This is a genomic window from Pseudidiomarina salilacus (assembly GCF_047323925.1).
In the GTDB taxonomy this organism is placed as follows: Bacteria; Pseudomonadota; Gammaproteobacteria; order Enterobacterales; family Alteromonadaceae; genus Pseudidiomarina; species Pseudidiomarina salilacus.
This window is the reverse complement of sequence record NZ_CP178754.1, coordinates 1-19,017: the sequence shown is the minus strand read 5'-3', so window position 1 is coordinate 19,017 and position 19,017 is coordinate 1. Positions and strand designations below refer to the sequence as shown.

The following is a 19,017-nucleotide window of genomic DNA, read 5'->3' as shown; positions in this document are numbered from 1 at the left end:
ATATGCAGCTCGATCTTTTCCTACTCTCATTTGTTGGCGTGGCTACCCTAGTCGTGAATGGCCTGTTATTGCGTTGGGGGCTAGGCCGGCTGCTTTCCCATACCAAACATTTAGTGGTTGATGAAACTGAACGCTCTTTCAAAAGCCTACTTATTTTTATGCCGGCTAAACACTTTTATATTGCGGTGGCTGTAACGGCAATAGCGATTGCTTTACTGGTACTCATCTTTACTCAGCAGCTTGCTTGGGCGTTCGTCAGTGGGTCTCTTTTCCTCGCTTGCTTGCCACTTGTTCGCACTTGGCTGGTGAATCGTCGGCTAGCGCTCATTCACCAACAATTGCCCGATGGCATGCGACTTCTTGTCGGCGGCCTGCAAGCGGGACTAAGTTTGTTGCCAGCGCTTACCATTAGTGCTGAGCAATTGCCGCGCCCGCTGGCTAGTGAGTTTTATGTGCTGATTCAACGGCAACGCGCCGGTGATTCGCTTGCTCAAGCGCTGGCACTGTTTTACCACCGAGCACCGTCGCAATTTGTCGAATTCTTTGTTTTCGCGCTGATCACCAGCCATCGCCATGGCGGACAACAAGGCGCAATGCTGGCCCGCATGGCTGATGCCCTGCAACAACAGCATTACGCCCGCGAAAGGATGTTGAGTTTATCCGCTCAAGCGAGATTACAAGGCAAAATCATGATGCTGTTACCGGTGCTGCTATTTTTTGCAATCAACGCGGTACAGCCGAGCAGCACTGATTTGCTGCTGTACACGCAAGCGGGACAGCTACTATTGCTGGTGGCGTTCACCATGCTCGCCCTTGGCTTCTTCATCACCCGCCGTATTCTTGGAAGCTTCAATCATGACTTTCGATAACTATCTTGTCGTACTTACAGCTTTTGCCCTGCTCGTTGGCGCTTGGTGGTTGCGACATTTGTTGCCATGGTTGGCTGCGCCCGCGAATCGAGCGGCACAATGGCTGTGTCAGCATCTTCCTGCTCGAATGCAGCGGGCGCTCTATGAATGGGGACGCAGCCCCTGGTTACAGCAAACACCAAGTGAGCTTTTGGTCGGTGGTTTCGGCTACCTCTGCTTCTATTTAATTGTTCTCGCGTTGCCGCTCCCTCCGCTCTGGGGGGTGGGTTTGGCGACCTTGCCAGTGCTGCGCTATGTCCGTTTACGGCAATTGCATAAGCGCGACATTCGGCGAGTTGTGAGTAACTGGCCAGCGGTTCTTGACCTGTTGGCAATGCTGTTACAGGCCGGATTATCTTGGCGCGCAGCGTTGCATGCTATCAGTGAGATTAAAACACGTTCGCTGGCGCTACGGCAGTTGCAAATCATGCAACAACAGCTGAACGTTGGTATCACTACTTTGGTGAGCCTGGAGGAACTGGCGCAGCGCATTCCTGCAGCTGAAATAAAGGTATTTGTAGCGGCGGTTGCGCAATCACAATTAACCGGCGCTTCGCTGGCAGAGACGTTGCAGTTGCAAGCACAACGCATCAGAACAGAGCAGCAACTGCAAGCTGAAAAGCAAGCACAAGAGATGAGCATCAAATTGCTGCTACCGCTAGTGACCTGCTTTTTTCCCGTAACTTTCTTATTAATATTGGGCCCCATTTTCTTGGGATTTATCGTAGCAACTTAGGACTTTCTTTATGCAACAGGGACGTATGTTGTTAGTTCCAGAGCAGCAATGTATCTGGCCAGAAGTAAAGGTATTGACGAGCTTTCCCCAGCGCCTCGTAGGACTACTGACGAGCGCTGGGTTGCCGCGTGGGCAGGCACTTTGGTTTCCGCACTGTAACGCTATTCATAGTTGGGGCATGCGGTTTGCACTTGATGTGGTGGGGCTAGATGCGCAACTAAGGCTCGTTGCCGTGCATCGTAATATTCAGCCAGGCCGCATTTTGACGCTAGGGGCAGCTAGTTCACTCATCGAATGTGAGGCAGGGCTACCGTTTCCGATTGAGAGTTGGCTTGGCCGTCAGCTGTGTTTTGAAGAGAAGGAAGAGGCTTATGAGTTTGCCAACTAAAGTACTTCCTGCGCTCGTCTGTACACTGCTATTTGGCTGTAAAACTACGACCATACAACCCCCAGCACCGCGCTTAGCTGATGCCGAACAGCAAAGAATGTTGGCCATGCAAGCTTATGAAAAAGGTGATTACCATCTAGCCATGGGGATTTTGCAAGCGATTGACAACAATCAGGCAGATCGACAGGCAAGTTGTTATATAGGAGCGATTCATTTTCGCTTGCACGAATATCAGGCTGCCGAGCAGAAGTTTAACAAGTGTCGCTTGCTCAATCCCGACGATCCAGCAGCATGGCTCAATAGTGCTGCTACCCACATTCGCTTGGCTACTGAAATTCTACTTAGCGGTCGCAGTCATTTGAGCGAACAGTCACCTGCATTGCTACACGGTCAATATGACGAGTTACTGCAAGCATTAATGCGCCTACAAAATATTCATCGCGAGGTCATTCTCAATGAATAAGGCAAAACAACATTGTCAGGGTTTTATGTTGCCGATAATCGTAGTGCTGATGCTAAGTTCAATACTGGTGTGGACTCAGTTACAGCGGCCGCCAACAGATCAGCAAAGTTTGTTGCTCGAAAAACAAGCCGATCTGATCTATTTCTGGCAACAAGCTGCACTTAACTATATCGCTGAAACTGGCCAACAACCCTTTAGCTTCGCTTATTTGCTGAACACCTACGATTTATCACTTAGCGTTGCAAACGATGAGTTGAGAACCAGTAGCAGTATACTTTCTATGGGGAATTACACCTTACTCTTCGAGTTCCCAGAGACTAATCAGCTGGATGCACAGCTAGCGATGCTAGCCCCCTATGCGACGCGCAAATATAACAAGCTCGTGATTGAAAATTTGCACGTTGATCAATGGGATTTCAGTAAGACACTGCAGCCCCGGTTTTACTCGCGCCAAGCGAAAACATTTTTTACCGAGGTCGATATGACTGGCAACCAAATTCTTAACGCGCAACGCGTTGTCGCTGAGGTTTTAAATGGCGACTTGCAGTTGGATCTTGTAAAGAGCCAAGCCACTCAATTGCAAAGTTTATTCGCTCGCACTGTGGAAAGTGATCAGGCGTTGCTTGGTGACTTCAATTTAGTGGTAAAACTAAATGAATTAGCGGCATTTAACCGAGCACTGAAAGCTTGCTTGAGTGCCGCTGGAATTTGTCGAAATTAATCGTCACGATCGCTATATTGCTCGGGCTTCTTGCGCAGATCTCGAGTTGATTCGATACGCTTTAGTTCAAGGTGGAGACCGGCCTTGGCCAATAGGTGAGCACTAATGGGCGCAGTCAAAAATAGAAAGATTGCAATGAGTAGCTCATGCAGACTTAGCGCATCTGTTACCGAGAAAAATAGAATTGACCCCAGAATTACCCCACCAACACCTAAGGTCGTGTTTTTGGTAGGAGCGTGTAACCGAGTCATAAAATCAGGTAGGCGCAATAAACCGAGTGAACCTATGAAAGCAAAACAGGCACCAAGTATGATGAAAAATGAAATCAGCCATTCAGCCCATTGTGGAAGTTCGTTCATAGCTGCTCCTTACTCGATGATGTCGCCGCGCAATAGAAACTTAGCTGCGGCTACGGTGCCAATGAAGCCCAGCATTGCAATGAGCAGAGCCGCTTCAAAATAGAAGGCAGTGCTATGCCAAATGCCAAGCAGTATCAGCAACGCCAACGAGTTAATGTAAATAGTGTCCAGCGTCAGTATGCGGTCAGCAAGACTCGGTCCGCGAATCAGTCGAACCATATTCATTAGCAATGACAAGCCAAATAGCGCAAAAGCGAACTGCAATGCGAAAACTAACATTGAAAAATCTCCTGCAGACGGCGTTCATAGCGCTGCTTGATTTCTTGTATCGCAGCTTCCGGATCCGCTACATTGAGTGCGTGTATCAACAGACTGCGTCCATCTTTACCGAGCTCAGCAGTAATGGTTCCCGGCGTCAGACTGATGGTACTGGCGAGAATGGTAATGGGCACTGCACCGCTAATATCGAGCGGATACTCTATCAGCGCAGGCTGTATTTGCTTGCGCGGGCGCAGAATAATGGCAGCGATATTGAAATTAGAAAGAATTATATCGACTAGCAAAATGCCACCGTATTGCAGCGCTACGAGTGGTTTGTGAACCTTAATCGGATAATCGCGCGCGCGATGCGTGTAGAGCGGTATCAGTACAGCAAGAATACTGCCCATTAAAACCGCCCCAAACGATACGCTATTTTGCAGCAGCAGCCAAAAGGCCAGTAGAAACAAGCTCCACCATGGAGCGGGTATAAATCTACTCATCGGTGCCTCCGTTGCCAAGAACCGCTGAAATATACTCAGTTGGCGTGGTGAGTTGTGTCGCGGTGGCTTCCATATAAGTGGAAATGTCATTCGCAAAAACCGTCATTGCCACAGCGCCTACCAAAAGTGCCACGGCTGAACTGTGCTGCCAGCGTGGGTGAGTGACATCGTTTGGCTTACCATCTAAGGTATGCCAGAACATACGGCTACCGGCACGAGATAAAGCGAGCATCATCAAGAAGGTTGCGCCGAGTATAAGCGGCCACAAAAACGCGACTTGCGCGCCGGTCCGTGCGGCTTCAAGGATAAACAGCTTACTTACAAAACCAGACAATGGCGGTATGCCGATGACGGTCAATGCGGCCACAAAAAACATCGCTGCTAATAAATTGTGCTGCGCCATACGACGACCTTTGACGATACGTGAAGCAGTTTTGCCCCGTTGCTCGGCAATCAGGTCAGCTAACAAAAATAGCGCTGCGGTAACTAATGTACTGTGTACCAAGTAAAATAGCAGGGCGCTGATGGCGTCACTGTGACCCATACTTAAGGTGGTTAACATGGTCCCCACGGAAACAAGCACTAGGTAAGCGATCACTAGGCGCAAATCGCGACTGCCGAGGATACCTAACGCACCCATCAAAATGGTTGCCAGACCGAGCCACCATAACCAATCTTGCCCGAGTTGTGCGGCAAAACCCGCATCAGGCCCAAAGATCATTGTGTAAACACGGATAATTGCGTAGATACCGACCTTGGTCATAATTGCAAACAACGCGGCGACTGTGCCGGTAGTGTTGGCGTAGGCTTGTGGCAGCCAGAAGTACAGTGGCAATAAAGCAGCTTTGAGTGCAAAAACGATAAATAATAACAGACCACCAGCGCGCGCAATCACTGCCTCATCACCAGTTAACGCTGCGACTTTGCCAGCCATATCGGCCATGTTGAGCGTGCCCGTAATACCGTAGAGAACACCCAGGCTAATCAGAAATATTGCAGAGCCGGTAAGATTGAGCACAACATAGTGTAAGGTTGCGCGCAGCTTAGTTTTACCACCACCATGCATTAATAGGGCATAACTAGAAATCAGCAACACTTCGAAGAATACAAAGAGGTTAAATAGGTCACCGGTCAGGAATGCACCCATGATGCCGAGGATCTGAAATTGATAGAGCGCTTGAAAATGTGACCCCAAGCTGTCCTCGCCATGACAGGCAAAAACCAGTACAGGTAAAGCCAATACTGCAGTTAACAGGACCATGAGTGTGGCTAGTTTATCTGCGACTAAGACAATACCAAAGGGCGCTTGCCAACTACCAAGCGCGTAAACAATGATTTCGTCTTGAACTACCGCGAATAACCACAATGCCAGACCAAGGTTCAGTATTGCTGCGACAATGCCAATGGTGCGGCGATGTTGCTGGGCTCGTTCACCCCATGGCAGTAACTGCAGCAGGGCTGCCAGCATTGGCACGAGTAACGGTAAAATGATGAGGTGTTTTGCAAACATTAACGCTGTCCTTCCTGTTCAGCGAAGTTGTAGTCATTGACTTCGTCCGAGCCAATTTCACCCCTCACCCGTACTGCGAGAATGATGGAATAGGCGGTCATCGCAAAACCTATGACAATGGCCGTAAGCACCAGTGCTTGGGGTAATGGGTCGGTGCTGGTCTCACTGACACCCACTATTGGCAGTTGGTCAATGACGAGGCGCCCAGTCGAAAATAGAAACAAGTTCACTGCGTATGACAACATGGTTAAGCCGATAACGATAGGAAACGACCGACCCCGGAGAATCAGAAAGACACTACAAGCTGTCAGTGTACCGACAGTGATTGAGTAAAGCGTTTCCATGTTAGTACCCCTCTTGGCGTGGACGATGACGGGTCGTCATTTGTCCAAAGTTTGCAAGAATCATTAATGTCGCACCGATAACGGTCAGGTAAACACCTAAGTCGAACAGAATTGCAGTGGCGAGCTCGAATTTGCCTACCAGTGGCCAAGTGACATAGGTGAAGCTTGAAGTCAGGAAGTTATGGTCAAAGAACCAACTGCCAACCCCCGTAAACAGCGCAATCATCACACCCACCGACGTCAGTGTTTGATAGTTATAGTTGAAACGTCCTTTCACCCAGTCAACACCATTCGCGATGTACTGCAAAATCATCGCCGCAGCGGTTACCAAGCCAGCAATAAAGCCGCCGCCCGGTAAGTTGTGCCCGCGTAAGAAGATGTAAACGGAAACCATTAGAGCCAATGGCAACATAGCCTGAGCTACGGTTTGTACTAACAGAGGGTGTTTAACCCTGTGCCATGGCCGGCCGTCGACATCACTTGAAGGCATAAATGGCCGCAAGTTGTTCAATAGTTTATGAATGCCTGCAGCGGCAATAGCCAAAACGGTTATTTCACCGAGCGTATCAAAGCCACGGAAGTCGACTAGGATCACGTTGACAACATTGGTTCCGCCACCGCCAGGCACCGAGTTTGCTAAGAAGAAGTCTGAAATACTGTCGAGCGGCCGAGTTAGCAACGCGTAATTAAGCGTCCCGACAATGCCTCCAATGGTGCCAGCTAAAAGTACGTCGCGGGCGATGCGCCGACCACTTGACGCTCTTGGAATGCGCTGCGGCATAAAGAACAGTGCGAGAATCATCAGAATAATACTGACCACTTCTACCACTAACTGAGTCATCGCTAGGTCCGGCGCCGAAAAATGCACGAAGCTAAGCGAAACGACGAGACCGACCACCGATAGCATCATCAGCGAAGTAAGTCGTTGACGATGTAGCATTGCCGTAGCAAAGGCGGAGAGCATCAACACAATCGCGCCAATCAGACTCACAGCGTCGATGGGAAGCTGTTCTCTACTGCCTGTTAACTGCTGCATTTGCGCCAGTTCAGGGATCACCAGAATCAATACGAACACGAGTAAAAAGGCCATGTAGCGTTGCAATGAACCGTTTTCAATGCGTTGCATCGACTCATCGCAAAAGCGCGTGGTACGGCTGACGATACTGGCGAAGACATCCTTCGCATCACGGGCGTCAAATTGGCGACTAAAAGTAAGTAGTTCAGAGCGTGCGATATAGATAGCGATACCGCCGAATACAGCGAGTGCGCTCATTAATAATGGCAGATTGAAACCGTGCCAAAGCGAAATTTTATAATCAGGGACGGCCTGCGTCACTGCAGCTACCGCCGGCGTCAATATCGTCTCGACAGAGAGCATCGGGGTGACCCCTATGATGATACATAACGCGGCAAAAAGAATGACCGGCGCGCGCATCATTAGCGGCGGCTCATGCGGCTTTTTCGGTAGGTCCTGCGCCGGATCTTGGAAGAATACGTCGTGCACGAAGCGCACCGAATAGGCGACAGATAACATCGCACCCAAGGTTGCAAGGACCGGAATAAACCATGACAAACCGCCAAAGAAATGCTGCTCGACAGCTTCGGCAAAAAACATTTCTTTCGAGAGGAAGCCGTTAAAGAGTGGAATGCCAGCCATTGCGGCCGATGTGATGATGGCAAGTACGGTAGTGAATGGCATCCACTTGCGTAAACCACTTAACTTACGCATATCACGGCTACCTGTTTCATGGTCGACAATACCAGCGATCATAAATAGCCCAGCTTTGAACGTAGCGTGATTAATGATGTGGAATAACGCGGCAACAACGGCTCCAGCTGTACCAAGGCCCAGCAACATGGTGATTAGACCAAGGTGGCTAATGGTAGAGAAGGCCAGCAAACCTTTAAGATCGGTTTTTAACAGCGCGAAGTAGGCGCCGAAGAGCAGGGTGGCAAGACCGGTCAAAGTTACGATAATGTGCCATTCAGGTGTACCACCTAATACCGGTAACAGACGCGCCATGAGAAAAATACCCGCTTTCACCATGGTTGCCGAGTGCAAATACGCGCTGACTGGAGTGGGTGCCGCCATGGCATGAGGTAACCAGAATTGGAATGGGAATTGCGCCGACTTAGTAAATGCGCCGATCAAGATCAAGATGAGTGTTGGCAGATAAAGATCATGCTGACGAATTACATCAGCTGCGGCAAAAACAGCCTCTAGCTGATAACTACCGGCCATTTGTCCGAGTAAAAGGATACCGGCCAAAAGCGCTAAACCGCCGGCTCCGGTAATCGCAAGTGCCATGCGCGCGCCGCGCCGAGCGTTACTTTGATGAAACCAGTAGCCAATCAAAAGGAATGACGAAATACTCGTCAATTCCCAGAAAAACCACATCAAAATCAGGTTGTCAGCGGTGACAATACCGAGCATCGACCCCATAAACAGCAACAGGAATGCAAAGAAGCGACCGGCGCTGTCTTTGCTACTCAGATAGTAGTGCGCATAGAGAATAACCAGAACACCAATACCTAGAATCAAACCAGCGAATAAAAGTGCTAAACCATCAAGCCTAAAGCTAATAGCTAAACCAAGCGCAGGGAGCCATTCTTGAGTGTAACTCGGGATGTTTCCAGCTAGCGTGCCGGACCCACTGACCAGCAACAATACCAAACTCAATACCGCAACAGCAGCGGTAGCTAAGGTGATCTGTAGACGTGAGCGCTGCGCCAACAACAATGGCAAAAGGGCGCCTATAAAGGGTACAAATACGATCGCTGCTAGCTGCATTGAATCTGGTTATCCTCTTCAAGAAGGCTGGTTAATCTCGATTAATAGCCTTGAATTTACCACTTCGATCAGTTGCTTGCCAACTTAATCGGTCGCAGCAAAACCGTTGTTGAACTGACTGGTAGGGGTTTTCGAACTCATAAATAAGTAGAGCTTTTTTGAAAAAACGATAGTGAAGAGGCTGTCATTTTGATAAGATGATGTCACTTTCGCTGGGCCACATTTCACCTTTGCAGCCGAGCCAGAAAAATCCTCTAATTAATTCAGTCACAGCACTATCATCCGCAAATTTTATCTGTTACAATTCGCCGCCCTTTTTATAAGGGGAAGTCTTTTATTCTCTAAATTTCATGTTGAAAGGCAGACGAATAAAAGTGCGGTTAAGCGACCCGAGAGGGTCTGTAATTTACTTAAGCGGAGCACTGCAATGATCCAAATGCAAACTACACTGGACGTGGCCGATAACTCGGGCGCTCGCAGCGTACAATGTATTAAGGTTCTGGGTGGCTCGCACCGCCGTTACGCAAACATTGGCGATATCATCAAAGTTTCTGTTAAAGAAGCGATTCCTCGCGGAAAAGTGAAGAAAGGTGATGTTGTGAATGCGGTGGTCGTTCGCACCAGAAAAGGCGTCCGTCGTCAAGACGGGTCAGTCATCCGTTTTGACCGCAACGCGGCTGTACTGTTAAACAACAACAAACAGCCAATTGGCACTCGTATCTTTGGTCCAGTGACTCGTGAATTGCGCTCAGAACAGTTCATGAAGATTGTATCTCTGGCACCAGAAGTACTGTAAGGAGTCAGTTATGGCGGCAAAAATTAAACGTGATGACGAAGTAGTAGTCCTGGCAGGTAAAGACAAAGGCAAGCGCGGTAAAGTGCTGAAAGTCGACACCGCTAAGAATCGTGTTTTCGTTGAAGGCGTAAACATCGTTAAGAAACACCAGAAGCCGAACCCGGCTCTTGGCGTTGCTGGCGGTGTGATTGAGCAAGAAGCTTCAATCGACGTTTCTAACGTTGCGATTTATAACCCAGAGACTGGTAAAGCAGATCGTGTTGGTTTCAAATTTGAAGATGGCAAGAAAGTTCGCTTCTTCAAATCGAACGACGCAATCATTTAATTATTTATTTGGAGTTTTACGATGGCGAAACTGCATGATTTTTACAAAGAATCAGTAGTTCCTGAACTGCATAAACAGTTCGGCTACAAGAGCGTCATGCAAGTCCCTCGGATTGAAAAAATCACCCTTAACATGGGTGTTGGTGAAGCTCTGGCTGACAAAAAGATTCTCGAGAACGCATTGGCTGACATGGAAGCAATTTCAGGTCAACAACCAGTGAAAACCGTTGCTCGTAAATCTGTCGCTGGCTTCAAAATCCGTGAAGGCTACCCAATTGGCTGTAAAGTGACTCTGCGTGGCGAGCGCATGTGGGACTTCTTGCAACGTTTAATTACGATTGCAATCCCGCGTGTTCGTGACTTCCGTGGTTTGAACCCTAAATCATTCGACGGACGTGGAAACTATAGTATGGGCGTGCGTGAGCAAATCATTTTCCCAGAAATCGACTTCGATAAAGTAGATCGGGTACGTGGTTTGGATATCACAATCACCACAACTGCAGGCACCGACGAGGAAGCTCGCGCTTTACTCGCTGCCTTTAACTTCCCGTTCAAGAAGTAAGGTGTAGAGTTATGGCAAAAGAGTCAATGAAAATGCGTGAGCTCAAGCGTCAAAAGCTTGCTGCTAAATACGCAGAGAAACGCATCGCTTTAAAAGCTGTGATCAGCGATCCGAATACTTCGGATGAAGAGCGTTGGGAAGCCGTGCTGAAATTGCAAAGTCTCCCACGTGATTCAAGCCCAACTCGTCAGCGTAACCGCTGCCGCGTTACAGGCCGCCCTCACGGTTTCTTACGTAAATTCGGTATGAGCCGAATCAAAGTACGTGAGAAAGCTATGCGCGGTGAAATTCCTGGCTTGAAAAAAGCTAGCTGGTAAGCCACGAGTCACGGGAGAAAGCAAATATGAGCATGCAAGATCCAATTGCGGATATGTTCACTCGCATCCGCAACGCTCAGGGTGCTAACAAAGTTGCCGTGCGCATGCCTGCTTCTAAACAGAAAGTGGCTATTGCCCAAGTTCTGAAAGAAGAAGGTTACATCGCGGATTTTAGCGTTTCTGGTGAAGTGAAAGCAGAACTAGAAGTAACGTTGAAATACTTTGAAGGTAAGCCTGTAATCGAATCAATTGAACGCGTAAGTCGTCCTGGTCTGCGTATCTATAAGAAACGCAATGAACTACCTAAAGTTATGGGTGGTTTAGGGGTCGCAGTAGTTTCAACTTCTAAAGGCCTGATGACCGACCGTGCCGCTCGCAAAGCGGGTCTTGGCGGTGAAGTCATTGGTTATGTAGCGTAACGAGGAGTTAGGATATGTCACGTGTTGCTAAAGCACCGATTGCCATTCCTGCTGGCGTTGAAGTTACGCTGAATGGCCAGGAAGTAACAATCAAAGGTGCCAAAGGCTCATTGAGCCGTGTAGTTAACGATGCAGTAGAAGTTGTCAAAGAAGACAACGAACTACGCACTATTCCGCGCGAAGGCGTTGCCAATGCAACAGCTCAAGCCGGTACAGCGCGCGCGTTGCTACAGAACATGGTGGTTGGTGTTGCGCAAGGTTATGAGCGCAAGCTGCAGTTAGTTGGTGTTGGTTATCGTGCAAATACTGCCGGTAGCAAACTTAACCTAACTCTCGGCTTCTCTCATCCTGTAGAGTTCGATATTCCGCAAGGAATCACTATCGAAGTCCCAGCACAAACTGAAGTAGTCGTTAAAGGTGTCGACAAGCAATTAGTGGGTCAAGTTGCCGCTAATATTCGCGCATACCGCAAACCAGAACCTTATAAAGGTAAAGGTGTACGTTATGCCGATGAGCAAGTGCGCCGTAAAGAAGCCAAGAAGAAGTAAGGTAAGACTATGGACAAGAAATCAGCTCGCTTACGTCGCGCAACGCGCCCTCGTAAGAAAATGCAAGAGTTGGGTGCAAACCGCCTGGTCGTTCACCGTACACCACGGCATATTTACGCCCAGCTAATTGCATCGAACGGTTCTGAAGTACTGGCTTCAGCATCAACTGTTGAAAAGGCTGTCAAAGAAGCGGTTAAAGCAACCGGTAACATTGACGCAGCTAAAACAGTTGGAAAGCTGATCGCTGAACGAGCAATCGAAAAAGGCGTTAAAGAAGTCGCTTTCGATCGCAGTGGTTTCCGCTATCACGGACGCGTTGCAGCTTTGGCTGAAGCAGCTCGTGAAGCTGGACTTCAGTTCTAGGAGACGAACATGGCAAATGCAAATGTAGAAGCTCAACAAAGTGACCTGCAAGAAAAGTTGATCACAGTAAACCGAGTTGCAAAAGTAGTTAAAGGTGGTCGTATCTTTAGCTTCACCGCGCTCACTGTGGTTGGTGACGGTCAAGGCCGCGTTGGTTTCGGTTATGGTAAAGCACGTGAAGTTCCAGCTGCTATTCAAAAGGCAATGGAAAAAGCGCGTCGCAATATGGTAACCGTGCAACTAAAAGGCGACACCTTGCAACACCCTGTAAAGGGTCGTCACTCAGGTTCACAGGTATTCATGCAACCAGCTTCTGAAGGTACTGGTATCATCGCCGGTGGTGCGATGCGTGCAGTATTGGAAGTTGCGGGCGTGCACAACGTGCTGTCAAAAGCATATGGTTCAACCAACCCAATCAACGTCGTTCGTGCCACTATCAAGGCACTTCACGGTATGAAGTCACCTGAACAGGTAGCTGCAAAACGTGGATTGAACGTTGATGAGATCATGGGGTAGTGAACAATGGCGAATAAGACAATTAAAGTAACACAGACGCGTAGCTCAATCGGTCGTTTACCGAAACACAAAGCTACACTGCGTGGTCTTGGTCTACGCCGCATTGGTCACACGGTCGAGCTGGAAAATACTCCAGCCGTCCGCGGCATGGTGAACCAAGTCTATTACATGGTAAAGGTGGAGGACTAATACGATGTTCTTGAACTCAATCTCCCCTGCACCTGGTGCTAAAACCAGCAAGAAGCGTCTTGGACGCGGTATTGGCTCAGGCTTAGGAAAAACTGGTGGACGTGGTCATAAAGGCCAGAAGTCGCGTTCAGGCGGCAGCGTCAAACCAGGTTTCGAAGGCGGTCAAATGCCAATCCAACGTCGCTTGCCGAAGTTTGGTTTTACTTCACGTAAGTCATTCGTGACTGCAGAAGTAAACTTAGCGGAAGTAGCGAAAGTTGCTGGTGATACTGTTACTCTAGCAAGCTTGAAAGAAGCTGGCTTGATTCGTAACGACATTTTGTTCGTTAAAGTAATCAAGTCTGGCGAAATCAATCGTGCCGTGACAGTTCAAGGCATTAAGGTCACCAAAGGCGCCCGCGAAGCTATTGAAGCTGCTGGCGGCAAAATCGAAGGATAGAGCAAATGGCTAAACCAGGATTGGAATCTAACAGAGCTCAAGGCGGCACCTCGGAACTAAAACGACGTCTGCTGTTTGTACTCGGCGCGTTGATCGTGTTCCGTGCGGGCTCCTTTGTGCCTATTCCTGGTATTGATGCCGCTGTTTTGGCTCAATTGTTCGATCAGCAAAGAGACACCATCGTTGCCATGTTTAACATGTTCAGCGGTGGTGCACTTGAACGTGCATCGGTATTCGCATTGGGTATCATGCCGTACATCACTGCTTCGATTATTATGCAGTTAGCCTCTGTGGTACACCCACGTTTGGCTGAGCTTAAGAAAGAAGGTGAGGCGGGTCGACGCAAGATTAGTCAATACACGCGTTGGGGTACATTAGTACTCGCAACATTCCAATCAATTGGTATAGCTACTGGCTTGCCAAGTTTGATGCCAGGACTGGTCATTGACCCAAGTTTTGGTTTCTACTTCACCGCTGTGGTGAGTTTGGTTACTGGTACCATGTTCTTGATGTGGTTAGGTGAGCAAATTACCGAGCGTGGGATTGGTAACGGTATCTCTATTCTTATTTTCACCGGTATTGTTGCGGGCCTACCGTCTGCCATTGGGCAAACGGCTGAGCAAGCACGTCAAGGTGATTTACATTTATTGTTATTGTTGCTGATCGGTGTAATTGTTTTTGCCGTGACTTATTTCGTTGTGTTTGTCGAGCGCGGTCAGCGCCGGATTGTGGTAAACTACGCGAAACGTCAGCAAGGCCGTAAGGTTTTTGCCGCGCAAAGCACACACTTGCCGTTGAAAGTTAATATGGCAGGCGTTATTCCGCCGATTTTTGCATCGAGCATTATTTTGTTCCCAAGCACTATCGCTACTTGGTTCGGCCAAGGCGAAGGCATGGTAGCAAACTTCTTACAAGAGCTGTCGTTGACTTTGTCACCCGGTCAGCCTTTGTACGTGATGCTGTATGCTGCGGCAATTATCTTCTTCTGTTTCTTCTACACCGCGTTGGTTTTCAACCCGCGTGAGACGGCAGATAACTTGAAGAAGTCGGGAGCGTTTATTCCTGGTATTCGTCCAGGTGAACAAACTTCTCGTTATATCGATAAAGTAATGACCCGGTTGACGCTTGCAGGCGCGCTGTACATTACCTTTGTCTGTTTGGTTCCTGAGTTCATGATGATTGCGTGGAACGTTCAGTTCTACTTCGGCGGCACATCGCTGCTGATTATCGTCGTGGTTATCATGGATTTTATGGCGCAGGTCCAGACTCATCTGATGTCTCATCAGTATGACTCGGTCCTGAAAAAAGCTAACCTTAAAGGCTTCGGTCGTTAAGGTTGGATAATTACGGAGTGTAGCAATGAAAGTTCGTGCTTCCGTGAAGAAAATCTGCCGTAACTGTAAAGTTATCAAGCGCAACGGCGTTGTGCGCGTAATTTGCAGTGACCCTAAGCACAAGCAACGGCAAGGTTAATTCGATGAAGAAGTCCGCAGCCACGAAATTATTCTTGGCTGCGGCTTTGATATGTTTGCAATCTGGCGACCGGTTGAGTATCCTAACGGGCTTTTCAAATCCGGTCACCCATAAACTAAAGGAGACGTGTTAGTGGCCCGTATCGCTGGCATTAACGTTCCTGACAATAAGCATGCAGTCATTGCCTTGACTGCGATTTACGGTATCGGCCGTACCCGTTCACAGCATATCCTTGCTGCGACTGGTATCGCGGAAAATACCAAAATCGGCGACTTGTCAGAAGAAAAACTGGATGTACTTCGTGAAGCTGTAGGTAAATTCGTCGTTGAAGGCGATTTACGTCGTGAAGTATCTATGAACATCAAACGCTTGATGGACCTCGGTTGTTTCCGTGGCCTTCGTCATCGTCGTGGCTTGCCTCTACGTGGACAGCGCACTAAAACCAATGCGCGCACCCGTAAAGGTCCGCGTAAACCAATTAAGAAGTAAGGAGTTGAGCAATGGCTAAACAACCAACTCGTACTCGTAAGCGCGTTAAAAAGCAAGTCGCTGACGGCATGGCTCACATCCATGCGTCTTTCAATAACACCATTGTGACCATCACTGACCGTCAAGGTAACGCGTTAGCATGGGCAACTGCAGGTGGTTCGGGTTTCCGTGGTTCACGTAAATCTACACCATTCGCTGCACAGGTTGCTGCTGAGCGCGCGGGTGAAATGGCGAAGGAATACGGTTTGAAAAACCTAGAAGTGTTCGTAAAGGGCCCAGGTCCTGGTCGCGAATCATCGATTCGTGCGTTGAACGCTGTAGGTTATCGCATCACTAATATCACTGATGTGACGCCTATTCCTCACAACGGATGTCGTCCGCCTAAGAAACGTCGCGTTTAATAGGCGCCAAACGATAGTTGGAGAAAGAACATGGCTAGATATTTGGGTCCAAAACTCAAACTGAGTCGTCGTGAAGGAACAGATTTGTTCCTGAAAAGCGGCGTACGCGCTATCGATACGAAATGTAAACTCGAAAGCGCTCCGGGTCAGCACGGTGCACGTCGTGGCCGTTTGTCTGATTACGGTTTGCAGTTACGTGAAAAGCAAAAGGTTCGTCGTATTTACGGCGTACTAGAAAAGCAATTCCGTAACTACTACAAAGAAGCTGCCCGTATTAAGGGCAACACTGGTGAGAACCTGCTGCAATTGCTTGAGCAACGTTTAGATAACGTGGTCTACCGCATGGGCTTCGCTTCAACTCGTGCAGAAGCACGCCAGTTGGTGAGCCACAAAGCTGTGGTGGTGAATGGCCAAGTAGTCAACATTCCGTCGTTCAAAGTTCGTCCGGAAGATGTTGTGTCCGTTCGCGAAAAAGCGAAAAAGCAGGCGCGCATCGCCGCTGCATTGGAACTCGCGGATCAACGCGAAAAACCAGTGTGGTTAGAAGTAGACGCGAACAAATTGGAAGGACAGTTCAAGCGTCTTCCAGAGCGTTCAGATTTGTCTGCTGAAATTAACGAACAGTTGATCGTAGAGCTTTACTCTAAGTAAAGCTTAAGCATAAAGAGAGGACACAATGCAGGGTTCTGTTACCGAATTCCTTAAACCAAGGCTAGTGGACATTGAACAAATCAGCCCGACTCACGCAAAGGTGACGTTGGAGCCTCTTGAGCGTGGCTTCGGTCACACACTGGGCAATGCATTACGTCGCATTTTACTTTCATCAATGCCTGGAGTGGCAGTGACTGAAGTTAAAATTGAAGGCGTACAGCATGAATACAGTGCGAAAGAGGGTGTTCAGGAAGATGTCATCGAAATCTTGCTAAACCTCAAAGGTCTAGCGGTTACCCTCGAGGGTAAAGATGCAGCGATGCTGACCTTGAAAAAATCTGGAGCGGGCCCTGTCAAGGCTGGCGACATCACTCATGACGGTGATGTCAACATTCTTAACCCTGATCATCTCATCTGTACGCTTACAGGTGACACCGAAATCGAAATGTCGATTAAGGTTGAGCGTGGTCGTGGTTACGTTCCAGCTTCGGCACGTCAGTCTGCTGACGATGAAGAGCGTCCAATCGGTCTTCTACTTGTTGACGCTTCTTTCAGTCCAGTTGAGCGTATTGCTTACAACGTCGATTCGGCGCGTGTTGAGCAGCGTACTGACTTGGACAAATTGGTTATCGACATGGAAACGAACGGCACTTTAGATCCTGAAGAAGCCATTCGCCGTGCTGCTACTATTTTGGCTGAACAACTTGAAGCCTTCGTAGAGCTGCGTGACATGAGCGAGCCAGAAGAGAAAGAAGAAAAACCAGAATTCGATCCGATTCTGCTCCGTCCGGTAGATGATTTGGAATTAACTGTGCGTTCTGCGAACTGTTTGAAAGCAGAAGCTATTCAGTACATTGGTGACTTAGTACAGCGCACCGAGGTTGAGTTGTTGAAGACTCCTAACCTAGGTAAGAAATCGCTGACCGAGATCAAAGACGTACTTGCATCACGTGGTTTGTCACTAGGCATGCGCCTAGAGAACTGGCCGCCTGCAAGTCTTGTTGATCGCGACTAAGCCATCTTTTACAGAGAATTACTGAGAAGGGTATAGGTATGCGCCATCGTAAGAGTGGTCGTCAACTCAACCGCAACAGCAGCCATCGCAAAGCGATGTTCAGCAACATGGCAAGCTCACTTGTGCGTCACGAAGTGATTAAAACAACACTTCCTAAAGCCAAAGAACTTCGTCGTGTTATCGAACCGCTTATCACTTTGGCGAAGCAAGATAGCGTAGCAAACCGCCGTTTGGCATTTGCTCGCACTCGTGACAACGAAGTGGTTGGTAAATTGTTCAACGAACTTGGCCCACGTTATCAAGAGCGTCCAGGTGGTTACACTCGCATCATGAAGTGTGGCTTCCGCGCCGGTGACAACGCGCCAATGGCATATGTTGAGCTAGTTGACCGTCCAGAAGTTGAAGCTACTGAAGCTGAAGAAGTTGCAGTAGAAGAGTAAGTCTCAAATATGAGACACAAAAAAGCCGCTCAATTGAGCGGCTTTTTTTATGGGAAATAACTTATTGGTTTAATGCAGCGGTGAGTTGTGCATCAGATATTCCGTGATTTTGTGCGACGCGCTGTAGGTCCGCATAAGACATACCAGCGCGGTGTGCACCGCGGAGTACGGAAAGAGTTTCTTGCTGATCGTCACTCATCTCATTGGTTTTATTGCCTCGCATCAAATCAATCAGGTCGTTAAGCGAAGACATTAAATAATCACCCATAGAAGGCAGCACACTTAATGTTGCGTGAACGATGCCTTCTACTTTGTCCGGCTGTGAACTCCCAGCGGATTGCATGATGCTAGGGGCCATTTCAGGTTCGATGCTCACGGCAACACGAACAATGGCTTCAACATCGTTAGGGTGGGATTGACTTGCGTCAACAACAATCTGGTCGGCGTAAGCTGGTTCAGCCTCGACGGCGATTTTAACGAGTTCGGTTGCCGGCGCGACTTCTAAATGCATAGCGACTGCCATAATGTCACGTGTGAATGCTGGTTCAGCATCTATGGCGGCTTTTATGATATATGGATAATTCTCCGGATAGCGTTCAAGTGCCGCGATCATAATAGCTTCGACGTGCTCGGGATAATTACTCATAAGCACACGAACAGTTCGCGTTACCGAAAAGTTTCGTTTGGTGTAATAGCGAAACATCCGTAAATAGGTATTAACTAAACGTTTGTTTTGTTCAGTTAATAGATATGGATTATCAATCTCTGTAGTAGTGGTACTCGTAACTTCAGTGTCAGCTTGCGCGCTAATTGGCAACATGAAAGAAGCCAAAAGGACGAGCGCTGGAGTAAATTTAACCATTTTGGCGCACCCTGATAGTTATTTATTATTGTTGTTCTCGATTTGTCTTACGGAACATTAGCAATGTTAATAGACAATAGATAGTTAAAGATCGTTCAATTTGCACAAAAAAAAAGCGATCAAACGAAAAACGCAAAAAAGATCTTGCGCGGTGGTAAATGATCCTTATAATTCGCCGCCGTTGTCACCCAAGACCTAGTCAACGGAGATAACGGCCAGCGGCGCGCAGCGC

Annotated in this window: 29 protein-coding genes; 22 read left to right on the top strand and 7 right to left on the bottom strand. The window is 48.4% G+C overall.

What is annotated here, in order from left to right; all coding sequences use genetic code 11:
- Window positions 1–2 precede the first annotated feature (2 nt).
- From ACJ8W9_RS12695 to ACJ8W9_RS12675, 5 genes are read left to right on the top strand one after another with little or no spacing between them, the layout of a single operon-like run.
- Window positions 3–869, top strand: coding sequence for a type II secretion system F family protein (locus ACJ8W9_RS12695; RefSeq protein ID WP_411360454.1), 867 nt, complete (start codon window positions 3–5; stop codon window positions 867–869).
- Window positions 856–1,644 (top strand): type II secretion system F family protein, encoded by a 789-nt coding sequence (locus ACJ8W9_RS12690; protein WP_411361214.1) that lies wholly within the window; start codon window positions 856–858, stop codon window positions 1,642–1,644. Before ACJ8W9_RS12695 ends, ACJ8W9_RS12690 begins: the two co-directional genes overlap by 14 nt.
- Before the next feature lie 10 nt (window positions 1,645–1,654).
- Window positions 1,655–2,032, top strand: a complete 378-nt coding sequence (locus ACJ8W9_RS12685; RefSeq protein ID WP_411360450.1) for a DUF192 domain-containing protein — start codon at window positions 1,655–1,657, stop codon at window positions 2,030–2,032.
- The gene (locus tag ACJ8W9_RS12680; protein WP_411360449.1) at window positions 2,016–2,495 is read left to right on the top strand and encodes a tetratricopeptide repeat protein; all 480 of its coding nucleotides are present in this window, start codon (window positions 2,016–2,018) and stop codon (window positions 2,493–2,495) included. The genes ACJ8W9_RS12685 and ACJ8W9_RS12680 overlap by 17 nt, the downstream gene beginning before the upstream one ends.
- Window positions 2,488–3,216, top strand: coding sequence for a hypothetical protein (locus ACJ8W9_RS12675; RefSeq protein WP_411360447.1), 729 nt, complete (start codon window positions 2,488–2,490; stop codon window positions 3,214–3,216). The genes ACJ8W9_RS12680 and ACJ8W9_RS12675 overlap by 8 nt, the downstream gene beginning before the upstream one ends.
- Here ACJ8W9_RS12675 and ACJ8W9_RS12670 read toward each other — a convergent pair.
- From ACJ8W9_RS12670 to ACJ8W9_RS12645, 6 genes are read right to left on the bottom strand one after another with little or no spacing between them, the layout of a single operon-like run.
- Complete coding sequence (locus ACJ8W9_RS12670) at window positions 3,213–3,575, bottom strand: Na+/H+ antiporter subunit G (protein ID WP_034734103.1); 363 nt, start codon at window positions 3,573–3,575, stop codon at window positions 3,213–3,215. The two genes, ACJ8W9_RS12675 and ACJ8W9_RS12670, sit on opposite strands and share 4 nt — an antisense overlap.
- A gap of 9 nt (window positions 3,576–3,584) precedes the next feature.
- The gene (locus ACJ8W9_RS12665; RefSeq protein WP_034734101.1) at window positions 3,585–3,854 is read right to left on the bottom strand and encodes a K+/H+ antiporter subunit F; all 270 of its coding nucleotides are present in this window, start codon (window positions 3,852–3,854) and stop codon (window positions 3,585–3,587) included.
- A complete protein-coding gene (locus tag ACJ8W9_RS12660) occupies window positions 3,848–4,336 on the bottom strand; it encodes a Na+/H+ antiporter subunit E (RefSeq protein ID WP_411360444.1) in 489 nt (162 codons plus the stop codon). The genes ACJ8W9_RS12665 and ACJ8W9_RS12660 overlap by 7 nt, the downstream gene beginning before the upstream one ends.
- The gene (locus ACJ8W9_RS12655; RefSeq protein WP_411361213.1) at window positions 4,329–5,846 is read right to left on the bottom strand and encodes a monovalent cation/H+ antiporter subunit D; all 1,518 of its coding nucleotides are present in this window, start codon (window positions 5,844–5,846) and stop codon (window positions 4,329–4,331) included. Before ACJ8W9_RS12655 ends, ACJ8W9_RS12660 begins: the two co-directional genes overlap by 8 nt.
- Window positions 5,846–6,190, bottom strand: a complete 345-nt coding sequence (locus tag ACJ8W9_RS12650; protein WP_034734097.1) for a Na+/H+ antiporter subunit C — start codon at window positions 6,188–6,190, stop codon at window positions 5,846–5,848. Before ACJ8W9_RS12650 ends, ACJ8W9_RS12655 begins: the two co-directional genes overlap by 1 nt.
- A 1-nt stretch (window position 6,191) precedes the next feature.
- Entirely contained in the window at window positions 6,192–8,981 is a 2,790-nt protein-coding gene (locus tag ACJ8W9_RS12645; RefSeq protein WP_411361212.1) for a monovalent cation/H+ antiporter subunit A, read from the bottom strand.
- Between the two features lie 427 nt (window positions 8,982–9,408).
- Here ACJ8W9_RS12645 and rplN point away from each other — a divergent pair, with 427 nt between their 5' ends.
- The 17 genes from rplN (at window position 9,409) to rplQ (ending at window position 17,923) form a co-directional block, all read left to right on the top strand.
- Window positions 9,409–9,777 (top strand): 50S ribosomal protein L14, encoded by a 369-nt coding sequence (gene rplN / locus ACJ8W9_RS12640; RefSeq protein WP_034734094.1) that lies wholly within the window; start codon window positions 9,409–9,411, stop codon window positions 9,775–9,777.
- Between the two features lie 10 nt (window positions 9,778–9,787).
- The gene (gene rplX, locus ACJ8W9_RS12635; RefSeq protein ID WP_411360441.1) at window positions 9,788–10,102 is read left to right on the top strand and encodes a 50S ribosomal protein L24; all 315 of its coding nucleotides are present in this window, start codon (window positions 9,788–9,790) and stop codon (window positions 10,100–10,102) included.
- Window positions 10,103–10,123: 21 nt separating this feature from the next.
- Complete coding sequence (rplE, locus tag ACJ8W9_RS12630; protein ID WP_034734089.1) at window positions 10,124–10,663, top strand: 50S ribosomal protein L5; 540 nt, start codon at window positions 10,124–10,126, stop codon at window positions 10,661–10,663.
- 11 nt (window positions 10,664–10,674) lie between these two features.
- Window positions 10,675–10,980, top strand: coding sequence for a 30S ribosomal protein S14 (gene rpsN, locus ACJ8W9_RS12625; RefSeq protein WP_034734087.1), 306 nt, complete (start codon window positions 10,675–10,677; stop codon window positions 10,978–10,980).
- A gap of 26 nt (window positions 10,981–11,006) precedes the next feature.
- A complete protein-coding gene (gene rpsH, locus ACJ8W9_RS12620) occupies window positions 11,007–11,399 on the top strand; it encodes a 30S ribosomal protein S8 (protein ID WP_034734085.1) in 393 nt (130 codons plus the stop codon).
- A 14-nt stretch (window positions 11,400–11,413) separates the two neighbouring features.
- Entirely contained in the window at window positions 11,414–11,947 is a 534-nt protein-coding gene (gene rplF / locus ACJ8W9_RS12615) for a 50S ribosomal protein L6 (protein WP_034734084.1), read from the top strand.
- Window positions 11,948–11,956: 9 nt separating this feature from the next.
- Window positions 11,957–12,310, top strand: coding sequence for a 50S ribosomal protein L18 (gene rplR, locus ACJ8W9_RS12610; protein WP_034734082.1), 354 nt, complete (start codon window positions 11,957–11,959; stop codon window positions 12,308–12,310).
- A 9-nt stretch (window positions 12,311–12,319) separates the two neighbouring features.
- Window positions 12,320–12,826 carry a 30S ribosomal protein S5 gene (gene rpsE, locus ACJ8W9_RS12605; protein ID WP_034734080.1) on the top strand — a complete coding sequence of 169 codons (507 nt, stop codon included), beginning with the start codon at window positions 12,320–12,322 and terminating at the stop codon, window positions 12,824–12,826.
- A gap of 6 nt (window positions 12,827–12,832) precedes the next feature.
- Window positions 12,833–13,015 carry a 50S ribosomal protein L30 gene (rpmD, locus tag ACJ8W9_RS12600; protein ID WP_034734078.1) on the top strand — a complete coding sequence of 61 codons (183 nt, stop codon included), beginning with the start codon at window positions 12,833–12,835 and terminating at the stop codon, window positions 13,013–13,015.
- 4 nt (window positions 13,016–13,019) lie between these two features.
- Window positions 13,020–13,454 (top strand): 50S ribosomal protein L15, encoded by a 435-nt coding sequence (rplO, locus tag ACJ8W9_RS12595; protein ID WP_034734077.1) that lies wholly within the window; start codon window positions 13,020–13,022, stop codon window positions 13,452–13,454.
- 5 nt (window positions 13,455–13,459) lie between these two features.
- Window positions 13,460–14,788 (top strand): preprotein translocase subunit SecY, encoded by a 1,329-nt coding sequence (gene secY, locus ACJ8W9_RS12590; protein WP_411360434.1) that lies wholly within the window; start codon window positions 13,460–13,462, stop codon window positions 14,786–14,788.
- A 25-nt stretch (window positions 14,789–14,813) separates the two neighbouring features.
- Window positions 14,814–14,927 (top strand): 50S ribosomal protein L36, encoded by a 114-nt coding sequence (gene rpmJ, locus ACJ8W9_RS12585; RefSeq protein WP_055439830.1) that lies wholly within the window; start codon window positions 14,814–14,816, stop codon window positions 14,925–14,927.
- Between the two features lie 132 nt (window positions 14,928–15,059).
- The gene (gene rpsM / locus ACJ8W9_RS12580) at window positions 15,060–15,416 is read left to right on the top strand and encodes a 30S ribosomal protein S13 (protein WP_411360432.1); all 357 of its coding nucleotides are present in this window, start codon (window positions 15,060–15,062) and stop codon (window positions 15,414–15,416) included.
- Between the two features lie 11 nt (window positions 15,417–15,427).
- Complete coding sequence (rpsK, locus tag ACJ8W9_RS12575; protein WP_034734070.1) at window positions 15,428–15,817, top strand: 30S ribosomal protein S11; 390 nt, start codon at window positions 15,428–15,430, stop codon at window positions 15,815–15,817.
- 30 nt (window positions 15,818–15,847) lie between these two features.
- Entirely contained in the window at window positions 15,848–16,468 is a 621-nt protein-coding gene (gene rpsD, locus ACJ8W9_RS12570; RefSeq protein ID WP_411360430.1) for a 30S ribosomal protein S4, read from the top strand.
- A 25-nt stretch (window positions 16,469–16,493) separates the two neighbouring features.
- Entirely contained in the window at window positions 16,494–17,483 is a 990-nt protein-coding gene (locus ACJ8W9_RS12565) for a DNA-directed RNA polymerase subunit alpha (RefSeq protein WP_034734066.1), read from the top strand.
- A gap of 38 nt (window positions 17,484–17,521) precedes the next feature.
- Complete coding sequence (gene rplQ, locus ACJ8W9_RS12560) at window positions 17,522–17,923, top strand: 50S ribosomal protein L17 (RefSeq protein WP_034734064.1); 402 nt, start codon at window positions 17,522–17,524, stop codon at window positions 17,921–17,923.
- Between the two features lie 61 nt (window positions 17,924–17,984).
- Here rplQ and ACJ8W9_RS12555 read toward each other — a convergent pair whose 3' ends face one another.
- The gene (locus ACJ8W9_RS12555; protein ID WP_411360423.1) at window positions 17,985–18,785 is read right to left on the bottom strand and encodes a hypothetical protein; all 801 of its coding nucleotides are present in this window, start codon (window positions 18,783–18,785) and stop codon (window positions 17,985–17,987) included.
- Between the last annotated feature and the right edge of the window lie 232 nt (window positions 18,786–19,017).

Coding starts and splice junctions, on each gene's coding strand:
- ACJ8W9_RS12695 (WP_411360454.1), top strand. CDS start 3: ATGCAGCTCGATCTTTTCCTACTCTCATTTGTTGGCGTGGCTACCCTA.
- ACJ8W9_RS12690 (WP_411361214.1), top strand. CDS start 856: ATGACTTTCGATAACTATCTTGTCGTACTTACAGCTTTTGCCCTGCTC.
- ACJ8W9_RS12685 (WP_411360450.1), top strand. CDS start 1,655: ATGCAACAGGGACGTATGTTGTTAGTTCCAGAGCAGCAATGTATCTGG.
- ACJ8W9_RS12680 (WP_411360449.1), top strand. CDS start 2,016: ATGAGTTTGCCAACTAAAGTACTTCCTGCGCTCGTCTGTACACTGCTA.
- ACJ8W9_RS12675 (WP_411360447.1), top strand. CDS start 2,488: ATGAATAAGGCAAAACAACATTGTCAGGGTTTTATGTTGCCGATAATC.
- ACJ8W9_RS12670 (WP_034734103.1), bottom strand. CDS start 3,575: ATGAACGAACTTCCACAATGGGCTGAATGGCTGATTTCATTTTTCATC.
- ACJ8W9_RS12665 (WP_034734101.1), bottom strand. CDS start 3,854: ATGTTAGTTTTCGCATTGCAGTTCGCTTTTGCGCTATTTGGCTTGTCA.
- ACJ8W9_RS12660 (WP_411360444.1), bottom strand. CDS start 4,336: ATGAGTAGATTTATACCCGCTCCATGGTGGAGCTTGTTTCTACTGGCC.
- ACJ8W9_RS12655 (WP_411361213.1), bottom strand. CDS start 5,846: ATGTTTGCAAAACACCTCATCATTTTACCGTTACTCGTGCCAATGCTG.
- ACJ8W9_RS12650 (WP_034734097.1), bottom strand. CDS start 6,190: ATGGAAACGCTTTACTCAATCACTGTCGGTACACTGACAGCTTGTAGT.
- ACJ8W9_RS12645 (WP_411361212.1), bottom strand. CDS start 8,981: ATGCAGCTAGCAGCGATCGTATTTGTACCCTTTATAGGCGCCCTTTTG.
- rplN (WP_034734094.1), top strand. CDS start 9,409: ATGATCCAAATGCAAACTACACTGGACGTGGCCGATAACTCGGGCGCT.
- rplX (WP_411360441.1), top strand. CDS start 9,788: ATGGCGGCAAAAATTAAACGTGATGACGAAGTAGTAGTCCTGGCAGGT.
- rplE (WP_034734089.1), top strand. CDS start 10,124: ATGGCGAAACTGCATGATTTTTACAAAGAATCAGTAGTTCCTGAACTG.
- rpsN (WP_034734087.1), top strand. CDS start 10,675: ATGGCAAAAGAGTCAATGAAAATGCGTGAGCTCAAGCGTCAAAAGCTT.
- rpsH (WP_034734085.1), top strand. CDS start 11,007: ATGAGCATGCAAGATCCAATTGCGGATATGTTCACTCGCATCCGCAAC.
- rplF (WP_034734084.1), top strand. CDS start 11,414: ATGTCACGTGTTGCTAAAGCACCGATTGCCATTCCTGCTGGCGTTGAA.
- rplR (WP_034734082.1), top strand. CDS start 11,957: ATGGACAAGAAATCAGCTCGCTTACGTCGCGCAACGCGCCCTCGTAAG.
- rpsE (WP_034734080.1), top strand. CDS start 12,320: ATGGCAAATGCAAATGTAGAAGCTCAACAAAGTGACCTGCAAGAAAAG.
- rpmD (WP_034734078.1), top strand. CDS start 12,833: ATGGCGAATAAGACAATTAAAGTAACACAGACGCGTAGCTCAATCGGT.
- rplO (WP_034734077.1), top strand. CDS start 13,020: ATGTTCTTGAACTCAATCTCCCCTGCACCTGGTGCTAAAACCAGCAAG.
- secY (WP_411360434.1), top strand. CDS start 13,460: ATGGCTAAACCAGGATTGGAATCTAACAGAGCTCAAGGCGGCACCTCG.
- rpmJ (WP_055439830.1), top strand. CDS start 14,814: ATGAAAGTTCGTGCTTCCGTGAAGAAAATCTGCCGTAACTGTAAAGTT.
- rpsK (WP_034734070.1), top strand. CDS start 15,428: ATGGCTAAACAACCAACTCGTACTCGTAAGCGCGTTAAAAAGCAAGTC.
- rpsD (WP_411360430.1), top strand. CDS start 15,848: ATGGCTAGATATTTGGGTCCAAAACTCAAACTGAGTCGTCGTGAAGGA.
- ACJ8W9_RS12565 (WP_034734066.1), top strand. CDS start 16,494: ATGCAGGGTTCTGTTACCGAATTCCTTAAACCAAGGCTAGTGGACATT.
- rplQ (WP_034734064.1), top strand. CDS start 17,522: ATGCGCCATCGTAAGAGTGGTCGTCAACTCAACCGCAACAGCAGCCAT.
- ACJ8W9_RS12555 (WP_411360423.1), bottom strand. CDS start 18,785: ATGGTTAAATTTACTCCAGCGCTCGTCCTTTTGGCTTCTTTCATGTTG.